This window comes from Acidobacteriota bacterium (genome assembly GCA_016195325.1).
Classification (GTDB): Bacteria; Acidobacteriota; Polarisedimenticolia; order JACPZX01; family JACPZX01; genus JACPZX01.
In genome coordinates, this window is record JACPZX010000067.1 from 23,478 (window position 1) to 42,388 (window position 18,911).

Consider the following 18,911-nt stretch of genomic DNA (forward strand, 5'->3'; position numbering starts at 1 on the left):
CGCGCCGCGTCACTCACACCGCGCCCCCACCTCGACCGTGAAGTCGCGCTCGTCGGGGAAGGTCCCCTTCACGAGCGCTTCGATCTGGAGGATGCGCGTCGCGCAGGGGCTCGGGACCGCATCGAGGCGGATCCATCGATCCTCCGGCGCCAGCGGGAAGGGCATCGCGATCCAGTTCCGCGCGCCGGGGAAGTGCGACCCCTCCTTGCGGGTGAAGATCGCCGTGTCGTAGCGCACCTTGAGCCACGCGGCCCCCGCCGGAACCGTCCCCTCGTAGATCGTCCGCTTCCGTCCCTTGTCCGTGAGAATCAGCGTGGCCGGATCGTCCTCCTTCCGCGCGATCAGCTCCTTCTTGCTGATGTCGATGGCGCGCCCCGGGAGATTCTTCCCCTCGATCGGCCGGCCGTAGGTGATCGTCTTGAGCTCCTGGAGCGCGCGATAGTCGGGGCGACCCGAGTTCGGATCGACGGGACCGTCGCCGCAGAAGACGAGCTTCACGTAGAAGATCCCCGCGTCCTCGTCCTGCACCTTGACGACCGGCAGCGAGTTCTTGAAGACGATGCGCCACGGCGTTTCGGAGGCGGGGGCCGGGTCCGGGGGGGCCGCGAGCATCAGCAGGATGCCGAGGATCAACGCGCCCTCGGCCCCGCCGCGAGGATGCGCGCGAGGAGCGCCGGATCGTCCGGCAGCAGCACCGAGCCCGGCAGGCGCGGGACGAGCGCCAGCCACGCCGCGTTCATGCGGAAGCAGCGGGCGAAGACCGGGATCGACTCGTCCACGCGCTTCATCGAGACGAGCGCGACCGCGTGCCAGAAGACGAACTCGTCGCTTCCGGGGACGAGCTCCTCCGCCTGCGAGTAGAGCTTCAGCGCGTCCTCCGCGCGGTTCTCGGTGACGGCGTCGTCCCCCGCGTTCTCGACGCGGTAGGCGCGCGCCAGCCCCACGAGCCGGCGCAGCTCCACGATGGGATCGGGGTGATCGTCGACGCGGAGATCGAAGAGACGGTCCTTCCACGGAGAGGCCGACCTCTTCGGCCCGACGACGAGGAGCGCGGCCGACTGGCGCCCCCGGATGTCCCCGCCGGCCTTCTGCGCCGCCTCGAGCGCGGCGAGCATCCGCTCCGCGAGATCCCCCTTCGAGCGCTCGAACGCCTCGGCCATCGCGGGCCAGACCGACGCGTCGGCCATCAGGTTCGCCTGGGCGGAGAAGCCGGCGCCGGTCTTGTGCCCGGCCGCGGCGATGCAGTGGCTTCCGGTGTGCGCCGCGACCTTCCCCGACGCGTCGACCATCGCGACCTGCCGCACGTCCTGGTGCTCGTCCTTCGCCAGCAGCGCGGCCAGCGCCTCGGGGGCGCTCTTCCCCTCCTTCATGAGCGCGAGGCCGAGGGGTCCGTAGCTCGCCTCGACGAAGCTCTGGGTCGCGACCGCGCCGACCCCCGGCTCGGCCCACGGGACGACCGCGCCCACGGAGAACCAGTGCGACTGCACGGCGACGCCCATCTCCCCCGTCGCCTCGTCGCGCGCGACGATCGAGAAGGTGTGGACCGGGCGCGCGAAGGAGGACTCCTCCGCGCGGAGGGAGCCCCCGGTGATGAGCCAGCCGGAGACGAGAGCGACGGTGACGACGCTTCGGCGCATGGGATCCTCCTTGAAGGAAGGCCTCATTCTACCAGCGGGGTCCTGATCCGCGATCGATCACCGCGAGGCGGCGCCCTCCGGGGAGCGCGGCGGGAAGCGGCCCCGATCGCGCGGCGGCGACGAGCGCCGCGCGGGCGGCGAGCTCCTCGGGAAGAAAGGCGCCGGGCTCGTAGGCGATGAGCGAGAAGGCCCCGGATTCGATCGCGGCGCGGGCGCCTTCGGGAGGCAGAAGGCGCGCGCGGCTCGCGAGCCGCCCGCCGTCGCACAGCGCCGCCAGGGTGTCGGCCTCGGCGAGCCCCTCGATCCCCGCCGCCCGGACGTAGATCGGCGGGTAGTTCCGCACCTCGATCGCCACCTCGCGGTTCGCGGCCTCGCGCATCGCCGCGACGGAGCCGAGGGACGGCCGGTAGACGACCGCGAGAGGCCGCTCCGGCTCGACGCGATCGGCGGCGGCGCAGAAGCCGTCGCGCACCGTGCGGTGGATCCTCCCGGCCTCGTCGAGGAACGCCTCGTCGTTGCGGACGCCGACGGCGAAGTAGACGCAGACGAGCGCGAGGAGGGCGGCCGCCGGCCGGCGCCACGCGGGCGCCCGCGCGATCGCGAGATCGAGCGCGGCGGCGACGACGCACGCGGCCCCGAGAAGGGGAAAGTACCGGTACCGGGGAGGCTGGAACTCGATCAGCATCGTGGGAGCCGTCCCGACGAGCATGACGAGAAGGCCGAACCGCGCGAGCTTCCCCCCGCGCCACCAGACGAGCGCCCAGACGACGGCGACCGGGACGATGAGCCACGCCGCCGGGGGATCTCCCGCCGGAACACCGAGCGCCGCGAGGTGCGACGCCGCGAGCCGGCCCACGAAGCCGAGGTCGGCGCGGTAGTAGTTCTGGTGTTCCCCCCGCACGCCGAGGAGGATCGCGGCGTGGGCGGCGTCGATCGCGGCGAGAAGCGCCGGCCCGGCCCAGCGCGACGGGCGCGCGCGCGAGAGTCCCTCGGGAGTGAAGAGAATGATCCACGCGGCGGCGACAGGCAGCGCCATGACCCCGCTCTCCTTCGAGAGGACGGCGAAGATCCCCGCCGCGCCGATCGCGGCGAGCCAGCGGGCGCGCCCGGTCGCGAGCCAGCGCCGCTGCGCGGCGAGCGCCAGGAGGATCCCGGTGATGACGAGGACGTGCGGGCGCCCGCCGAGCCAGAGCACGGCCTCGTCCAGCCGGTAGTGAAGCCCCCACCACGCCGCCCCCCAGAAGGGGGCGAACCACTCCCCCGAGAGCGCGGAGCGCAGGAGCGCGAAGAGGAGAGCGACGTTGAGCAGGTGGAACGCGAGCCCCGTGAGGTTGTAGATCCACGGCGCGGTGCCGGCCACCAGCGCGTCGAATCCCGCGGTCGCGTTCATGACGGGGGTGACGAACCCGCTGAAGAGGGAGAAGGCGAGCGAGGGCTCGGCGCGCACGCGCAGCGCGAAGCGGACCCACTCGAGATCGTCGCCGACGAAATCGTTGTCGAGACCAGGGGCGTACGCCGCCAGGACGCACGCGAGAAGGAACGCCGCCGCCAGAGTCCGGCGGGAGTTCAACGGCCGAGAATCTTGCCGCGCAGGATGAGCATCTGGAGGGCGAGCGACGCCTTCTGGCCGAGCCTCTCGAAGGCCTGCACGTCGAGCGTCCTGAGGTCGTCCTCGTCGCCGCCATCGCCGTAGAGAACGGAGGCGGTCTTGTCCTTGATCTGGATCGGGAGGAGGAAGGCGGACTTCGGCATCGACAGGGCCAGATCCTGGTAGAACCTCCGGATCGACGGGAGGGGGGGGACGGGGCCGAGGTAGTGCGGGCGCCCGTCGTCGATGAGCGAGAAGAGCGAGTCGCGCACGAGCTCGACGTTCATCCCCTTGATGCGTCCCGGGGAGAGGCCTTCACCCGATCCGTCCCACCCGACCGCGCTGTCGCCGCGGAGGACGAAGAAGGCCCGGCGCACGAAGAACCGGCCGGCGAACGCGAGGGCCGTCTCCGCGACCTCGTCGGGGGTGGTGCACGCGGCGAGCCGCTTCGCCGCCTCGACCAGCTCCAGCTCGGGAGAGGCTCCCGGCCCCGTCGAGCGCGGGGGGGGGGCGGGCTCGGGAACGGCGGCGCTGACGGCGGTCCCCGGCGGACCTTTCTTCTCCATCGCGTCGGCGAACTCCCGCCACGATTTTCCGTAGCCGTACTTCTCCCACGGATCGGCGGGACCCCGGGGGTGCGCTTCGGGGGCCGCGGCCGCGGGAGAGGACGAGGGAGGCGTGGCGACGGTGGGGGGACGCTCGATCATCACGGCGATCCCGGGGTCCGGCTCATGAGGGTCGGATCCGCCGGGGGGCGGCGCGGGCGCGCCCGGGGGCCGGATCTTCTCGCCGCGCGAGCGCAGGCGGCTCAGCTCGCGCGCGAGCGTGATGTACCTCTGGCTTCTGGGGATGTTGTAGTACTTCTCGAGGACCTGGAAGATGCGGATCTCGGGGGCGACCCAGGGATCGATCTTGTACCCGGTGACGAACGAGATCTCGTCGAGCGCCATCAGGTTCTTCGGATCCATCATCGCGAGCTGCAGGACCTTCCCGTCCATCCGGATCGGGACGACCTTGTATTTTTCGACGAGCTTCGCGGGGATGGCGCGGATGACGGAGTACGGGACGTTCTGGAGGACGTCGTACGAGGCGTACGGGACGTTGAACGCGTGGGCCAGGGTCTCCCCGAGGGTCTCCTCATCGACGTAGCCCAGCTCGATCAGGCTCGTCCCGAGATGGCCGCCGAAGATGAGCTGAGCCTTCAGAGCCTTCTCGAGCTGCGCCTCGGTGATGCGGCCGTCGTCGGTGAGGACCTCGCCGAGTTTCCTGGTCATCCGTCTCCGTGCGGCCCTGAGGGCTCGGGCCTCAAGGTTCAATATACGGAAGGGCTTGGCCGCGTCAAGAAGCAGCGCCCACCCGCGATGCGGCGAGCGACGCGAAGTGGCGGTGGACGCGGCCATCCGGCGTCATCTCGGGGTGGAAGGTGCCGGCCATCACGGCCCCGTGCTGGACCAGGACCGGCTCACCGCCGTGGCGCGCGAGCACGTCGATTCCGGCCCCCACGCGGACGATTCGAGGCGCGCGGATGAAGACCATCGGGAGCGGGGCGTCGCCGAAGACCGCGGCGGGGGCTTCCGCCTCGAACGATTCCCTCTGGCGGCCGTAGGCGTTCCGCTCCACGTCGATATCGAGAAAACCCAGAGACGGCTGCTTCGGGCCGAAGACCTCCCTCGCGATCAGGATCGCCCCCGCGCACGTGCCGAAGATCGCCCCGCCGCGCGCGCGGAAGGCGCGGAGCGGCGGTTCCAGCCGGAGGTCCGCGATCAGGCGAAGCAGCGTCGTGCTCTCCCCTCCGGGGAGGATCAGCCCGTCGATCGCGTCGAGCTGCGCCGCGTAGCGGACCTCGATCGACTCGATTCCCACGCGCGCGAGGGCGGCGACGTGCGCCGCGAAGTCCCCCTGGAGGGCGAGGACGCCTACCTTCGCCGTCACCATCCCCTCTTCTGCATGAGCTGATCCTCCTTGAGCGTCCCGATCTCGATCCCCGGCATCGCCTCGCCGAGGAGGCCGCTCACCTCGACGAGCACCTTCGGATCGTTGAAGTACGTCGTCGCCTTCACGATCGCCTCGGCCCGGCGCGCCGGATCCTCTGACTTGAATATCCCCGAGCCAACGAAGATCGCCTCGGCGCCCAGCTGCATCATCAGGGAGGCGTCCGCGGGGGTCGCGATCCCGCCCGCCGCGAAGTTCGGGACGGGAAGCTTCCCCTCCTTCGCCACGAGGCGAACCAGCTCGCAGGGAGCGGCGAGCTCCTTCGCCTCGGCCATGAGCTCGTCGTCTCCCAGCGTGCGGAGCCTCCGGACCTGCTCGACGACGCGCCGCATGTGGCGGACCGCCTCGACGATGTTCCCGGAGCCCGCCTCCCCCTTGGTCCGGATCATGGCGGCCCCTTCCCCGATGCGCCTCAGCGCCTCGCCGAGATCGCGCGCGCCGCACACGAAGGGGACCTTGAACGCGAACTTGTCGACGTGGTGCTTCTCGTCGGCGGGGGTCAGCACCTCGCTCTCGTCGATGTAGTCGACGCCGAGCTCCGCGAGGATCTGCGCCTCGGCGAAGTGCCCGATGCGGCACTTGGCCATGACGGGGATCGTGACCGCCTTCATGATCTCCCGGATGATCCTGAGGTTCGCCATGCGGGCGACGCCTCCCTGGGCCCGGATGTCGGCCGGCACCCGCTCGAGGGCCATCACCGCCGAGGCGCCGGCCTTCTCCGCGATGCGGGCCTGATCGGCGTTGACGACGTCCATGATCACGCCGCCCTTGAGCATCTCGGCGAGCCCCGTCTTGAGCCTCATCGTCCCTTCAGCCATCGTGTTCCTCGCTTCCTCTCCGGGGGCGCGCTGGGCGCGCCCCGAGGTCAGATGATCGGGAGCGCGGCGGTCGCCGCCGACGCGGCGGACGTGCGCCGCTCCCGGACTTTCCTGTGGAGTATCGAACCCAGGATCCTGATTCCCTTGCGAATCTCGGCCGGCTCGGCCTGCGCGTAGACGAGCCTCAGGTTGTTGTGCGTCCCGCCGTCGACGTAGAAGAGATCGCCGCGCCCGACGAAGATGCCCCTCCCCTGCGCCTCGGTGGCGATCTCGTCGGCATCGAGGCCCGGCGGGAGCGTCACCCAGACGACGAGGCCTCCGGCCGGCCGCGTGAAGCGGGCGGACTTCGGGAAGTGCTCCGCCATCGCCTCGACCATGGCGTCGCGCCGCGCGCGGTAGATCGCCGCCGCTTTGCGCAGGTGGCGATCGAGATCCCCGCGGCGGCAGAACTCGTGCACCGCCGCCTGGAGAAGAAGGCTCGTGTTCCAGTCGGTGATCTGCTTGAGGGCGGCGATCCGCTCCGCGGCCTCGCGGGGGGCGGCGAGCCAGCCGATGCGGATGCCGGGGAAGAGCTTCTTCGCGAACGACCCGAGGTAGATCACCCCGCCTCCGCCGTCGAGCGCCTTGAGCGCGGGGAGTTCCTCCCCCTCGAACCTGAGGTCGCCGCCGAAATCGTCCTCGAGGACGGGGAGCCGCTGCCGGTTCGCGACGTCGAGGATCGCCCGGCGGCGCGCGAGGCTCATCGTCCCCGACGTGGGATTCTGGAAGTTGGGGATGATATAGACGAGCTTCGCGCCGCTGCGCGAGACCGCCTCCTCGAGGCGGGCCGGGACCATCCCCTCCTCGTCCACCGGAACTCCCAGGACGCGCGCGCCGTGACTCTGGAAGACCTGCACGGCTCCGGTGTAGGTCGGGTTCTCCACCGCGACGCGATCCCCCGGGTCGAGGAGGGCCCTCGCGACGAGATCGATCCCCTGCTGGGAGCCGTTCGTGATCACGACGTCGCGCTCCTCCGCGTCGATCCCGCGGGCCCGCAGCGTCTCGACGATCTGCCGGCGCAGCGGGGCGTACCCGCCCGCCGCGCCGTAGCCGAAGAGGCGGCCCCTCTCGCGCCGGACGACCGCGTCGAGCGCGCGGCGGAAGGCGTCGACCGGGAAGAGGGTGGAGTCGGGGAAGTGGCTCGAGAGGTTGATGGCGCCGTCGGCGGGCGAGGCGTGCAGCGCCGCGGTCGCGCCGGGGACCATCCCGGAGGCGCGCGTCGCGAAGGCCGAGGACCAGAGCATCCCGCCGTCCACGACCGCGGCCCCGCGGGAGGCCGCGACCCCGGCGGGACCCCTCGGCGGGGGGTCGAGGATGAAGCTGCCGCGCCCCACGTGGCGGACGAGCCACCCGGACCCGGCGAGTTCCTCGTAGGCCCGGGCCACGGTCATCCGATCCACGCCCAGCGTGAGGGCCAGCGCCCGCTCCGCGGGGAGCCGGGCGCCGGCGGCGAGGGTCCCGGAGTGAACGGCGCTCCGCACGGCGTCGGCGATCTGGCGCGACAGCGGAACCCCCGTGGAACGATCGAGTGCGATGTCCATCGCGTGACCCCCGCCCGCGCCCCCGTCGCCGGGTGGACGCAGGAATACCTCCATCCTACGGCAGGTCATGGCCAAGTCAAGGGAAATATTGGATGAGTGGATGCATCCAATCATCCGGGCCCCCGCGATGCCGGGACGGCATGAAGCCGGCGGCCGTCGCGCACCGCAGGGAGGGATCGGTTATATTTCGATCGGGACCGCAGGCGACCGCCGGCTCGAGACCAATCACCGGACGAACGAGGACCTTGATGGGCGAGAGGGTTCGGGGAGGGAGATCGGTTTCCCTTGTCGCGCTCCTCGCGATCCTTCTCGCCGTGCCGGCGGCAGGCGCCCTCGCGCAGGACGACGCCCCGCAGCGCATCGCGAGCTCCCGGGAGTACCTCGCCTCGGGACGCCTCGACAAGGCCGAGAAGGAGGCCGACCGCGCGCTCGAGATCGATCCCAACAGCGCCGAGGTCCACAAGCTGCTCTGCGAGATCCGCCGCGTGCAGTCGCGGCGCGACGACGCCGTCAACGAGTGCCGCCGGGCGGCCGAGATCGATCCGTCCCGAGCCGATCTGCGCCTCGAGCTCGGCGACCTCCTCGCGCAGCGCGAGGACGGCCTGGACGAGGCGATGCGCTCGTACCGCATGGCGGCGGCCACCGACCCGAACAACCCCCGCCCCCACGTGAGCCTCGGAAGCCTCTACGAGAGGCGGTCCCGGCTGCAGGAGGCCGAGGCGGAGTACCGCGAGGCGATCGCGCTCAACCCCAACCTGGTGCAGCCGAACGCCGGGCTCGGCGCCGTGCTCTTCATGACCGACAGGCTCTCCGAGGCGCGCACGTTCCTGTCGAGGGCGATCGAGCTGAAGCCGCGCGATCTCCGCTCCCACATCTTCCTGGGGCTCTCGCTCAACCACGCCGGGCAGTTCGACCTGGCGCTCCAGGAGCTGCGCACGGCGGCCGCAATCGATCCGCACTCGGCGAACGCGGTGACGGGGATCGAGGAGGCGCGCCCGGTCTTCGAGCACCTCCGCGGGCAGTTCGTCGATCAGCTCGAGGCGCGGCCGAAGGAGGCGAGCGCGTGGCACAACGTCGCCATCGTCGCGTACTACCTGAGGGACTACGAGGGGGCGTGGACGCACATCGTCAAGGCGCAGCAGCTCGGGTACCCGGTCGACCAGGAGCTCAAGGAAGTCATCTACGCGCGGTGGAAGCGCCTCAGCGACCGGTGAGAGGCGGCCGCGACCAGTAGTCGCGGCGGGCCCGGCTCTTCAGGAGAAGACGGCGGCCATCGATGGCCTCCATCCGGACGAGGGCCCTCGCTCCCGATCCCTCGACCCAGTACGTCGCGCGCACCGCGGACGCCTCGCGCAGGACGATCCGGCGCGCATGGAAGACCCCCGCGGGTACCGCGACGTCCTCCTCCCCCTCCACCGACAGCGTCGCCTCGCGGGAGTCGAGGCCGGAGGCCCCGCCCGCCGTGATCGGATCGAGGACCCTGACGCGCGCCGGCGCGCCCGGGACGAGGGCGGCGGCGCGGGCGACGACGAGGAGCTGCTCGTCGAGAAGGGCGCCTCCGCCGAGATCCAGCGGCCGCTCCCCGTCTCCCTGCCCGTCGAAGTAGGAGTGGTAGTGAAGGCTCGGGGCCCCGCCCCACGTGACGATCTCCTTGAAGGTGTTCCCGCACCACTCCTGGATGCCGGCGGTGGCCTTCACGAGCCGGGACACGTCCGCGCGCGCGACGTAGACGGACGTCAGGAAGTGGTAGGTGTAGTTCTCGGTCGGGATGCCGGCCACGAGGTTCAGCTTCAGCACGGTCGTCAGGGCCCGCCCCTCGTACGGGGGGTCGGCCTTCACGTGCGCGGCGTCCGAGAAGTCCTCCTTCACCAGGATCGCCGTGAGCTCGTGATCGCGCGCGGCGCCGTAGATCGTCCGCTGCGCGGCGTACGTCGCGACCTCCGCCAGGCCGTCGTCCCAGATCGGATCGGCCGCGAACGAGGGATCGATCGGCACCCCCGGGGTGCCCCCCGCAGCGGCTGCCGGGAGGCGGACCGTCGCCGCGGCGGCGACGGCGAGGGCCGCGGCGATCGCCGCGAGAGGATGCGCGCTCCGGCCGGCCCGCCTCACCGTCTCCCCTTCAATCCACCTGGAGCAGCGCGAATTTGAGGTAGCGCGTCTCCGGCATCGCCGGGAGGATCGGGTGATCCGGCGATTGCGAGCGCCATTCGATCAGGCGCAGCGAGCGGTCGACGCCCTGCGCCGATTCCTTCACGCACTCGAGAAAGGTCTCGTCGGTGACGTGATGCGAGCAGGAGGCCGTCGCGAGGAACCCCTCCCTCGCCAGGAGTCGCATCGCGCGGCGGTTGACGTCGACGTACCCGCGCTTCGCCTCCGCGACGTTCTTCTTCGAGCGCGTGAAGGACGGAGGATCGACGACCACGACGTCGAACTTCTCGCCGGCGTCGTAGAGCGCCTTCATGGCCTCCGGGGCATCGGCCGCCTCGAACCGCGAGCTCGCCGCCAGGCCGTTGATCTCCGCGTTGCGCCGCGCGCGGGAGGCGGCTTCCTCGGAGACATCCACGCCCAGCACCTCGCGGGCGCCGGCGCGCGCGGCGTGGAGCGCGAAGGCCCCGTCGTGGCAGTAGAGGTCGAGGACGCGCGAGCCCTTCGCGACCCGGCGCACCGCCTGGCGGTTCTCGCGCTGATCGTAGAAGAAGCCCGTCTTGTGCCCCCGGAGGACGTCCACCTCGAACGCGACGTCCCCCTCGTGAATCGTCACCGGCCCGGGCGGCGTCCCCCGCAGGAGGCCGGCCGAGCGCGGCAGCCCCTCGTAGTCGCGCAGGGCCGATTCGTTGCGCTCGACGATCGCGCGCGCACGGAAGATCTCCTCGAGCACGTCGCAGATCGTCTCCTTCACGAGGTCCATCCCCAGCGCGAGCGTCTGGAGCACGAGGGTGTCCGCGTACCTGTCGACGATCAGGCCGGGGAGCCCGTCCGACTCGCCGTGCACGACCCGGCAGCCGTCGGCGCCTGGGTACAGGCGCTCCCGCAGCGCCTGCGCCTTGCGGATCCGCTCGACGAGGAAGGGGTGGTCGACGACGCTGCGGCGCCGCGAGAAGATGCGGACGGCGATGAGGCTCTTCGGGTTGAAGAGGCCGTAGCCGACGAGCTTCCCCTCCGCCCGCGTGACCGCGACGACGCTCCCGGCCAGCGGGTCCCCCTCGATGCGCTCGATCTCGTTGCTGAAGACCCATGCGTGGCCGGCGAGGATCCGCTTCTCCTCGCGCCGGCGGAGCACGATCTGCCCCTGCGTCACGGCCGCGGCCGTCGCGGCGCTCAGACGGACCTCTGGGGCGCCGCGGCCCGGCGCCTGAGGTACGCGGGAACGTAGAGCGCGGCGATCAGCGCCAGGGCGGCCGCCGCGGTGTTGAAGGGCCAGCCCGGGCCGTACGCGTAGACCGCGCCCGCCGCCAGCGGCCCGAGAACGCGGCCGAGCGAGTCCATCGAGTCGAGGATTCCCATGGAGGCTCCGTGGCCGTACGGCGTCCTCTTCGAGATGAGCGACGAGTTGGTCGGCCGGATGATCTGGTTGCCGACCCCGGCGGCGATGAGAGTGGCCGTCACGGACGTCGCTCCCGAAGCCCGCGCGAGCAGGAGGCAGCCCAGGATGTTGAGGCCGAGACCGGCGACGAGAATCGTCTCCTCGCCGAAGGCGTTGATGAGCCGGCCGAGCGCGCCCCCCTGCAGCGCGATGAGGATGACTCCGAGAATGGTGAACATGCGCCCCATCGCCGACGCACCGAGGCCGAGCGTGTCGGCGATGAACTGAGGGAAGGTCGTCTCGATGGCCGCCATGGCGAAGCTGACGAAGAACGCGAGAACGAAGAACGACCCGAGGGGGCCGAGCATCGCCTCCCTGATGGGGACCGAGACGCGCGCGGCGCGCTTGTGATCGGGCGGCTCCTCGACGAGGAGCGCGGCCAGCGCGGCGGTCACGAGGGTCAGCGCCCCGGCGACGAGGAACGGGACGTCGTGGCCGAAGCGGCTCAGCTCTCCACCGATCGCCGGCCCGAAGGTGAACCCGAGGCCGATCGAGGCGCCGACCCACGCCATCCCCGCCCCGCGCGATTTCTCGTCGGTGACGTCGGCGACGTACGCCATCGCCGTCGGCAGCGCCGCCGAGGCGAGCGCCCCGGACAGGAGGCGCGCCGCGAAGAGAACGGTGAGGCTCCAGGCCAGCCCGAAGAGGACGAACGAGACCCCCGCCCCGGCAAGTCCCAGCACGAGGATCGGCTTGCGGCCGAACCGATCGGAGAGCCCACCCCACCAGGGACACAGGAGGAACTGCATGACCGAGTACGAGGCCATGAGCAGCCCCACCTGGAAGGGGGTGGCGTTGAAGTCCCGGGCGTAGTACGCGAGGTTCGGGATGATGATGCCGAACCCCAGAATCGTCAGGAAGACGGTGAAGTAGAGGACGGCGAGCGCGCGCTTGCGTGGCATGCGGCGATGTTAGGGACTGCGGTCGGGCGATGTCAACGCGGCTCGTCCGCTTCCGCCGGGATCTGCAGGCCCTCGATCTTCGCGGTGGTCCTCAGGCGGGAAAGGACGGACGCGATCGCGTCGCCCCGCCTCTTGAGACGGAGTTTTTCGCGGGCGGCGTCCCTGACCTTGTCGTACGTCTCGAGGCGCCCACCTCGTTCCTCGTAGACCTTCACGACGTGGTAGCCGCTCTCGCTCTCGACGATGCCGGTCATCTCCCCGGGCTTGAGGGCGAAGACCGCGCGATCGAGAGCCTCCGGGAGCCCTCCCCGCCGGACCCAGCCCACCATCCCGCCGCCCGGGCCCGTCCGATCCTCGGAGATGTCGCGCGCGACCGACTCGAACGATCTCCCCTCGCGAATCCTGTCGTACCCCTGCGTCAGCTTGACCTGCGCCGCGAGACGCTCCTTCTGGGGCTTGCCGAGCGGCGCGTTCACGAAGATCTGCCCGATGCGGAGCCAGCGATCCGGGGTGAAGAGCTCGGGATGGTGGTCGTAGAAGGCGCGCGTCTCGTCGTCCGAGACGGTGAACTTCGCCTCGATCTCCGCCTTGACGTACCTTTCGAGCGCCAGGGTCTTGGCGTAGGCGTGCCTCACCTCGGCCTTCGAGAGGCCGCGGCTCCGCTGCGTCGCGAGATACTTCGACTCGGAGCCCGTGGCGTCGCACTTCTGCGCGTAGATGGCGTCGATCTCGGCGCCCTTGGGCTCGTACCCCGTCCGCACCGCCTCCTGGTAGAGGAGCTCCTCGTCGATGGCCTTGTCGAGCGCAATCTGGCGCGCCCCGACGTACTTCTCGACCGACTCGGGGTCGCCGTCGCGAACCTGATCCCGCAGCGCGGTGAGGATCTGATCGTAGGTCGACCGGTAGATCGTCTCGCCGTTGACCGTCGCGATCGGCGGGGTGAGGTGCTCGGCGGGGTCCTCCGCGGCCGGAACCGATTTCCCCGTCGTCGCGGGCTTCGTCCCGGGCGGCACCGCGGGGGCCGGCGCGGCCGCGGCGGCGTTCGAGTCGGCGGGAGCGGGGGCGACGGCTCCGGCGCCGGGGGCTCCCTGCCCGCAGGCGGCGAGAAGGAGCCACGCGGCGAGCGCGGGCGCGACGCGGACGGCGTGTCGAGTCATGGGCTGAGATCCCGGGCTTGCGTTCATCGGAAGGCCGCAGATCATAGGGACGGCGCCGGTTTCTTTCAAGGAACGGCCGGTTCGGAGGGCGCGAGCCGCTGGACGGCCTCTCTCGACTCGACCGACCCTGGCTCCAGGATCAGGGCCGCCTCGAAATTCCTGAGGGCGCCGGCACGATCCCCCTGCTCCTCACGAAGCCGGCCGGCGAAAACGCGCAGGGGGGCGAACTCCGGAAAGACGGCCACGCCCCGATCGAGCTCCGATGCGGCCCTCCCTCCCTCCCCTCGCGCGGCGTACGCCCGCGACGCGATGACGTAGTCCTGCGGCCGGACCAGATCGAGATCGGGATAGTTCGTCGCCGTGTTGAGCGCGAGGAGGGCGAGGACGAGGGCGCCGGCCGCGACGAGGCGGCGGGGGCGCCCCGACGCCGCGTCCGCCAGCAGCCGATCGATCCCCAGCCCCGCGAAGACCAGCATGAGCGGAACGTACGGGATGCGGAAGCGCGCGATCACGTAGAACGCCACCGTCCCGGCGATCCCCGCCGCGAGGAAGAGGTAGTGCGGCATGAAGCGGCGCCAGGATCCGAAGGACACCACCAGGCCGAGAGCCGCCAGGGGCGAGACCGCGTAGAAGGTCGGGAGGCCGGCCCGGAGGAGGGGCGAGTTGATCCGGAAGTAGGCGTACGACGCGTTGTTCGGCATCTCGAAGGGGGCGAGGAAGTACGCGAGCTTTCGGAACTGCAGGGCGATCAGCTCGGAGTAGCGCCCGCGCCACGTCGAGAGGACCGTGCCCATCGTGCCGGCGAGCCCGCCACCGGTCCTCGAGAGCACCTCGCGGGCGTAGCCGGTGACGCGCGCGTCGTCGCCGTCGAACCAGCCGATGCCGATGTGGTACGGGTTGTTGCCGTTGATGAACTCGATCGGCCCGCGCGTCGTCGTCCGCAGCGCGGGGGCGCCCACGGCGACGTTCCGGGCGATGGCGGGGGCGAGGGCCAGCAGGAATCCGCACGCGAGCGCGCCGACCGCGGGCGCGGGGCGCTTCAACTCGCGCGAGAGGAAGATCCACGCGGCCAGGCACGGGAGGAAGATCAGCACGTTCGGCTTCGTCAGGTAGATCGCTCCCGCCAGCGCACCGGCGATCCCCCAGCGCGCCGGGCCCCCCGCGCGGCGCGCCGCCTCGACCGCGATCAGGAAGACGACGGTGAGCGTGACGAGGAGGGTGTCCCTGAGAAGGAGCGACTCGTAGTAGAGAAACGGGCCGTAGATCGCCGCGAGCCCCCCCGCCAGGAGCGCCGCCCGCTCCGGGGCGAGGCGGCGCGCGAGCAGGTACACGCCGGCGGCGGTCACGGCCCCGAGAAGGAACTGGAGCAGGACGACGGAGAGGGGCTCGCGCGGCGCCAGCGCGTAGACGAGCGCCACGAAGTAGGGATAGAGGGGATCCTGGTGGAAGACCTTCGGACCGTACCAGCCGAGCCACGTCGCCTCCGGCGCGATCGCGCGCTGCCACGGGTGATACGGATGGAAGTCTTGGCGGCCGAGCCAGTCGCCGTCGACGATCCGCAGCGCCCAGCGGTGGAACGTGTCCATGTCGGAGATCGGATCGGCGTTGATCGCCAGGCACCCGGTGTCGGCGATGGCCGCCCCATACCCGAGGCGCACGACGATCGCCAGAGTGAAGACGAGGAGCGCCCGCGCGCGCGGGGAGGCGAGAGTCGAGGCCAACGCGGAGGGCCTCAGGGCCCCTTGATCTCGATGTGGCGGATGGAGATCGCCTTGCGCGGGCGGAAGGTGGCGGCGCCGCCGACGCCGTCGACCTCGAGGGCGCTCAGGGCGTCGAGCACCTCCTGGCCGGCGCGGACGTACGCGAAGAAGGTGTGAAGCCCCTTGTACGCCGGCTGGACGTCGAGGAGGATGAAGAACATCGTCGCGCTCGTCAGCGTGGTCTCGCGGCGCACCGCCCCGACCAGCCCCCGCCCCGGCCGGATCGACTCGTCGATTTCGGGGGCGAGCTGGTTCTGCCACCCGCCGTTCCCCGTCCCGGTCGCATCGCCGGTGTCGGCCTCGACGCCGGGCATCACGCGGTAGAACGGCAGCCCGTCGTAGAAACCGCCGCGCGCCAGGTCCACGAAGTTCCTGACGTGAACGGGCGCCTGCTCCGGCATGAGGACCATCTCGAGCGTCCCGAGATCGGTCGTCACGACGGCGATCCGATCCCGCTCCCTGTCGTACGGTGGGGCGATGAAGAAGTCGTAGTGCGACGTCTCCCACTCGCCGCACGTCCAGGCGATGCGAAACCTTCCCGCTTTCCGGATCTTCGCCCGCCGGCTGACCTCGAGATCGAAACGGCGCTCGGTCCGCGGGGGGAGCATCAGGGCCTTCCCGTCGCCGATCGCTCCCGAGTAGCGCACGGCCTTTCCCTCGCCGACCGGGAGGATCGACACGGCGCTCCCCTCGAAGCACGCCTCGGGGACCGTCACCGCGACGTTCGAGGGGTTCTTCAGCGTGAGCTGCATCACGATCCCCTCGTCGAGATCGTAGGTGAGGCGCGCCACGAGGATCGTCGGCTCGACGCGCGCGATCGCCCCGACGTCCACCGCGCCCTGATCCGCCGCGGCCGGGACCGCCGCGAGCAGGGCCGCGCACGCCGCGACGGCCGCAAGAGCGCGCGTCACCGGGATCCCCCCGGCTTCGGGGCCGCCGCCGGGGCGGCGGGCTTCGCGCCGGCCGCCGACGCCGCCTCGGGGGGCGGCGCCCGCAGGGCCGACACGCTCCCCACGAGGTTTCCCGCGAGGGATCCGTCGAGCTGGTAGATCGCCGCCGTCGCGCTCGAAGCGACGAGGACCTTGCCGGGGGCGATCGCGCCGACCGTCAGCTCGACCGGCGCGGCGACATCCTTCGCCTTGAGCTTCAGCGTCAGCGCGGGCGTCCCCACGGTCCGGCCGGACGCGTCCGGAGGATCGATGAAGCCTCCGGCGCGGGCCGCGTCGAGCGCGGTCAGGAAATCGTCGACCGCCTTCGAAGGGACCGCGGGCCCCGCGGCCCCTCCCGAGTGCCACACGGCCTCGCCGTCCTTCACGAGAGCCGTCTGCCCTTCGGGGGTCGTCGCCCGGATTTCGGTGAGCTGGTACCGATCGACCGGGGCGATCCTCACGTCGCGATAGTCCGCGACGACGACCGACAGCTTGTCCACCGTCTCGCCCTTCACCCTGAAGACCTCGGGGAGATCGGCCCGCTTCGCGCGCACGAGCCCGTTGGGATCCTTCGCCGAGAAGGCGACCTCGATCGCCTTCCCGTCCCGATCCGTCAGGCTCAGCGTCGTCCCGGGGTGCGCGAGCCCCGCGGCCTCGGCCGTGGTCCCCTCGGGCTCGAACCCCTCCGCGGCGATCGCGGAGGCGTCGAAGAGAAGGTTGCTGACCTTGGCCCGATCCGCCGGAAACGCGATCGGCGACTCGAGGCGCCACTCCTCGCCCGTCTTCGCGAAGGCCACGGTCGCGCCGCCGCGGGAGATCTTGAAGCGCGCGATCTTCCACGAATCGATCCCGACGACCTTCTTGTACCTGAGCTTGTCCGGCGTCGCCTGGAGAAGCCTGTCGATGGACGTGGACGTCGTGACGACGTCGCCCGACTCGCCGCGGCGGGCGTAATACGCGGATCCGACCGCCGCCTTGTCGCCCACCAGGAGCGTGACGTCGGGCCGACCGTCCACCCTCTTCACCACGATCTTCAGCGCGGGCGGCGCGAGCTTGTAGGCGCCGAGGTCGTCCGCCGAGGCCTTGAGGGTCCGGTCGGTCTCGAGCCACGAGAGCGTCGACAGCAGCCCCTGGACCTCCTCCTCGTCGGCGCGCGCCAGGACCGGCGACGTCAGGCGCCACCCGCCCGCCTCCTTCGCGATGCGGATCGCGCCGTCCTGCCGGACGAGCTCCAGACCCGCCACGCCGTTGGGATCGAACTCGAGGAGCTTCTTCTTCGCCGCCTCCTCCTTCTGGCGCCCCTCCTCCCCGCGGTACTCGTAGAAGTAGATCCACGAGGCGAGCGCCGCCAGGACGGCGGCGGCGAGGAACGTGTTCCGGAACCTCACAGCTTCTTCCTCCGCTGCCAGATCACGACCCCGCAGATCACGACGAGGAGCGGCGAGACGTAGGTCATGAGGGACAGGAGGTTCTGGCGCGACGCGGTCAGCGTGATCGGCTGGGGGCTCTTCTCCTTGGAGCGGATCGAGATCAGATCCGACTCCTCGGTCAGCCACGCCACCGAGTTCAGGAAGAGGTCCTTGTTGGCGGACAGGTGCAGGTACGTGTTCGACGCGAAGTCGCTGTCGCCGATGACGACGAGCCGCTTTTCCTTCCCGGGGGGCGCGGGCGGCGCGGCGTTCGGATCGGCGGGGGCGTTCGGATCCTTCGCCTCCGCCCCGGCGGTCTTGCCGGACGCGACGGCGACGAGGCCGGCGGGGCCCGGGTGATCGACCTTCGGGTCGAACTCGATCCGGTCCCCCGTCTCGCCCCACGCGTCGGCTCCGGTCCTCGCGATGATCTGCGAGGTGATCCCCGGTTCGGTGGGCTGCGTCTTCTCGATCGAAGAGGCGACCGGGAAGATGCTCACCACGCGGCTGTCGCGCAGCTCCTTCGTGACCGGGTGGTCGTCGTAGTCGGCGGCGATCGGCACGGTCTCGTCGCCCACGATCGCCCGCGAGAGCCGGTCCACGACGACATCGCTGTTCTGCTTGAGGCCGTACTTCTCGAGAAGGGGCGCGAGCCCCGTCTCCTTCGACGGGTCGCGCTTGAGGGCGAAGACGCGCCCCCCGGCGTCGAGGTACTTCGTGATCGAGTCGACCTCGGGGGGAAGCAGCGCCGTCGTCGGCCCCGCCACGACCACCGCGCTGCATTCGGCGGGGACGGCCGGGGTCTGGAGGAGCAGGACATCCTTGAGGTCGTAGTTCTCCTTGCGGAGCGCGTCGGCGACGAGCGAGTAGCCTCCCTGCTTGGCGTCGGCTGTTGCGTCCTCCCCGTGCCCGGTCGTGAAGCAGATCTGCTTCTTGTCCTTCCGGCTCGACTTGATGATCGCGTTGGTCAGATCTTCCTCGGAGACGTTGGTCGTGCGCGCCTCGCCGGTGTCGGCGAGGACGACGAGCGTCCCGTCCTGCGAGATCTGGTACTTCCTCGCCTCCGACGGGGACTTGATCGGGTCGACCATCCGGACCTTGAGGTGGTCCGTCTGGTACTTGTACTCGTCGGCCAGGTCCTCGAGCTTGCGCCGCTGCTCGTTGGTCTCGGTGAAGAAGGCGACCAGCTCCACGTCCTTCTGGAGCGACTTGAGGATCTTCACGGTCTGCGGCGAGAGGGTGTGCGCCCCTTCCGCCGTCAGATCGAACCTCTTGTGGTGCTGCGCCGCGAGAAAGTTGACCGCGCCGACGATGAGCAGGACGACGAGCGAGTAGAAGGCGGCGTTCGCGCCGTAGCGGACGGCGCGCCCCTTCAGGATGTTGGCGAGGTCCTCGAGGTTCAGCGCGACCGCGGTGATGGCCAGCACGCCGCCGACCGCCATGAGCACGAAGCCCGCGAGCCGCTGCTCGGGGGCGAAGGTGGTGAACCCGCCCCCGGCCAGGAGCAGGACCACGCCCAGCGGGCCGGAGAAGGCCTTGAGTGAATTCACGGCTCT

At 71.0% G+C, this 18,911-nt stretch carries 16 protein-coding genes; 1 reads left to right on the forward strand and 15 read right to left on the reverse strand.

What is annotated here, in order from left to right:
- Positions 1 to 9: 9 nt before the first annotated feature.
- The 7 genes from HY049_12735 to HY049_12765 all read right to left on the reverse strand — a co-directional run bounded on the left by HY049_12735 (position 10) and on the right by HY049_12765 (position 7,615).
- On the reverse strand, positions 10 to 633 hold the full coding sequence (locus HY049_12735) for a hypothetical protein (protein ID MBI3449768.1): 624 nt from the start codon (positions 631 to 633) through the stop codon (positions 10 to 12).
- Positions 630 to 1,637, reverse strand: a complete 1,008-nt coding sequence (locus tag HY049_12740) for a DUF1028 domain-containing protein (GenBank protein ID MBI3449769.1) — start codon at positions 1,635 to 1,637, stop codon at positions 630 to 632. Before HY049_12740 ends, HY049_12735 begins: the two co-directional genes overlap by 4 nt.
- Before the next feature lie 28 nt (positions 1,638 to 1,665).
- Complete coding sequence (locus HY049_12745) at positions 1,666 to 3,207, reverse strand: hypothetical protein (protein ID MBI3449770.1); 1,542 nt, start codon at positions 3,205 to 3,207, stop codon at positions 1,666 to 1,668.
- Positions 3,204 to 4,499 carry a hypothetical protein gene (locus tag HY049_12750; GenBank protein MBI3449771.1) on the reverse strand — a complete coding sequence of 432 codons (1,296 nt, stop codon included), beginning with the start codon at positions 4,497 to 4,499 and terminating at the stop codon, positions 3,204 to 3,206. Before HY049_12750 ends, HY049_12745 begins: the two co-directional genes overlap by 4 nt.
- Positions 4,500 to 4,563: 64 nt before the next feature.
- Positions 4,564 to 5,160, reverse strand: coding sequence for a pyridoxal 5'-phosphate synthase glutaminase subunit PdxT (gene pdxT, locus HY049_12755; protein MBI3449772.1), 597 nt, complete (start codon positions 5,158 to 5,160; stop codon positions 4,564 to 4,566).
- Entirely contained in the window at positions 5,154 to 6,035 is an 882-nt protein-coding gene (gene pdxS / locus HY049_12760; protein ID MBI3449773.1) for a pyridoxal 5'-phosphate synthase lyase subunit PdxS, read from the reverse strand. The genes pdxT and pdxS overlap by 7 nt, the downstream gene beginning before the upstream one ends.
- Before the next feature lie 47 nt (positions 6,036 to 6,082).
- Positions 6,083 to 7,615 (reverse strand): PLP-dependent aminotransferase family protein, encoded by a 1,533-nt coding sequence (locus HY049_12765; GenBank protein MBI3449774.1) that lies wholly within the window; start codon positions 7,613 to 7,615, stop codon positions 6,083 to 6,085.
- Between the two features lie 248 nt (positions 7,616 to 7,863).
- Here HY049_12765 and HY049_12770 point away from each other — a divergent pair, with 248 nt between their 5' ends.
- Positions 7,864 to 8,829, forward strand: a complete 966-nt coding sequence (locus HY049_12770) for a tetratricopeptide repeat protein (GenBank protein MBI3449775.1) — start codon at positions 7,864 to 7,866, stop codon at positions 8,827 to 8,829.
- Here the strand turns inward: HY049_12770 and HY049_12775 are convergent.
- From HY049_12775 to HY049_12810, 8 genes are all read right to left on the reverse strand, one after another.
- The gene (locus HY049_12775; GenBank protein MBI3449776.1) at positions 8,816 to 9,724 is read right to left on the reverse strand and encodes a hypothetical protein; all 909 of its coding nucleotides are present in this window, start codon (positions 9,722 to 9,724) and stop codon (positions 8,816 to 8,818) included. The two genes, HY049_12770 and HY049_12775, sit on opposite strands and share 14 nt — an antisense overlap.
- Before the next feature lie 10 nt (positions 9,725 to 9,734).
- Positions 9,735 to 10,913, reverse strand: coding sequence for a class I SAM-dependent rRNA methyltransferase (locus HY049_12780; protein MBI3449777.1), 1,179 nt, complete (start codon positions 10,911 to 10,913; stop codon positions 9,735 to 9,737).
- Positions 10,914 to 10,933: 20 nt separating this feature from the next.
- A complete protein-coding gene (locus HY049_12785; protein MBI3449778.1) occupies positions 10,934 to 12,100 on the reverse strand; it encodes an MFS transporter in 1,167 nt (388 codons plus the stop codon).
- Between the two features lie 32 nt (positions 12,101 to 12,132).
- Entirely contained in the window at positions 12,133 to 13,257 is a 1,125-nt protein-coding gene (locus HY049_12790) for a peptidylprolyl isomerase (GenBank protein MBI3449779.1), read from the reverse strand.
- Between the two features lie 65 nt (positions 13,258 to 13,322).
- The gene (locus tag HY049_12795) at positions 13,323 to 14,978 is read right to left on the reverse strand and encodes a glycosyltransferase family 39 protein (protein ID MBI3449780.1); all 1,656 of its coding nucleotides are present in this window, start codon (positions 14,976 to 14,978) and stop codon (positions 13,323 to 13,325) included.
- Positions 14,979 to 14,989: 11 nt separating this feature from the next.
- A complete protein-coding gene (locus HY049_12800; protein MBI3449781.1) occupies positions 14,990 to 15,928 on the reverse strand; it encodes a peptidylprolyl isomerase in 939 nt (312 codons plus the stop codon).
- On the reverse strand, positions 15,925 to 17,334 hold the full coding sequence (locus HY049_12805; protein MBI3449782.1) for a DUF4340 domain-containing protein: 1,410 nt from the start codon (positions 17,332 to 17,334) through the stop codon (positions 15,925 to 15,927). Before HY049_12805 ends, HY049_12800 begins: the two co-directional genes overlap by 4 nt.
- Positions 17,331 to 18,905: a GldG family protein gene (locus HY049_12810; GenBank protein ID MBI3449783.1), complete on the reverse strand. Its 1,575-nt coding sequence runs from the start codon at positions 18,903 to 18,905 to the stop codon at positions 17,331 to 17,333. The genes HY049_12805 and HY049_12810 overlap by 4 nt, the downstream gene beginning before the upstream one ends.
- Positions 18,906 to 18,911: the final 6 nt, after the last annotated feature.

Coding starts and splice junctions, on each gene's coding strand:
- HY049_12740 (MBI3449769.1), bottom strand. CDS start 1,637: ATGCGCCGAAGCGTCGTCACCGTCGCTCTCGTCTCCGGCTGGCTCATC.
- HY049_12750 (MBI3449771.1), bottom strand. CDS start 4,499: ATGACCAGGAAACTCGGCGAGGTCCTCACCGACGACGGCCGCATCACC.
- pdxT (MBI3449772.1), bottom strand. CDS start 5,160: ATGGTGACGGCGAAGGTAGGCGTCCTCGCCCTCCAGGGGGACTTCGCG.
- pdxS (MBI3449773.1), bottom strand. CDS start 6,035: ATGGCTGAAGGGACGATGAGGCTCAAGACGGGGCTCGCCGAGATGCTC.
- HY049_12765 (MBI3449774.1), bottom strand. CDS start 7,615: ATGGACATCGCACTCGATCGTTCCACGGGGGTTCCGCTGTCGCGCCAG.
- HY049_12770 (MBI3449775.1), top strand. CDS start 7,864: ATGGGCGAGAGGGTTCGGGGAGGGAGATCGGTTTCCCTTGTCGCGCTC.
- HY049_12785 (MBI3449778.1), bottom strand. CDS start 12,100: ATGCCACGCAAGCGCGCGCTCGCCGTCCTCTACTTCACCGTCTTCCTG.
- HY049_12790 (MBI3449779.1), bottom strand. CDS start 13,257: ATGACTCGACACGCCGTCCGCGTCGCGCCCGCGCTCGCCGCGTGGCTC.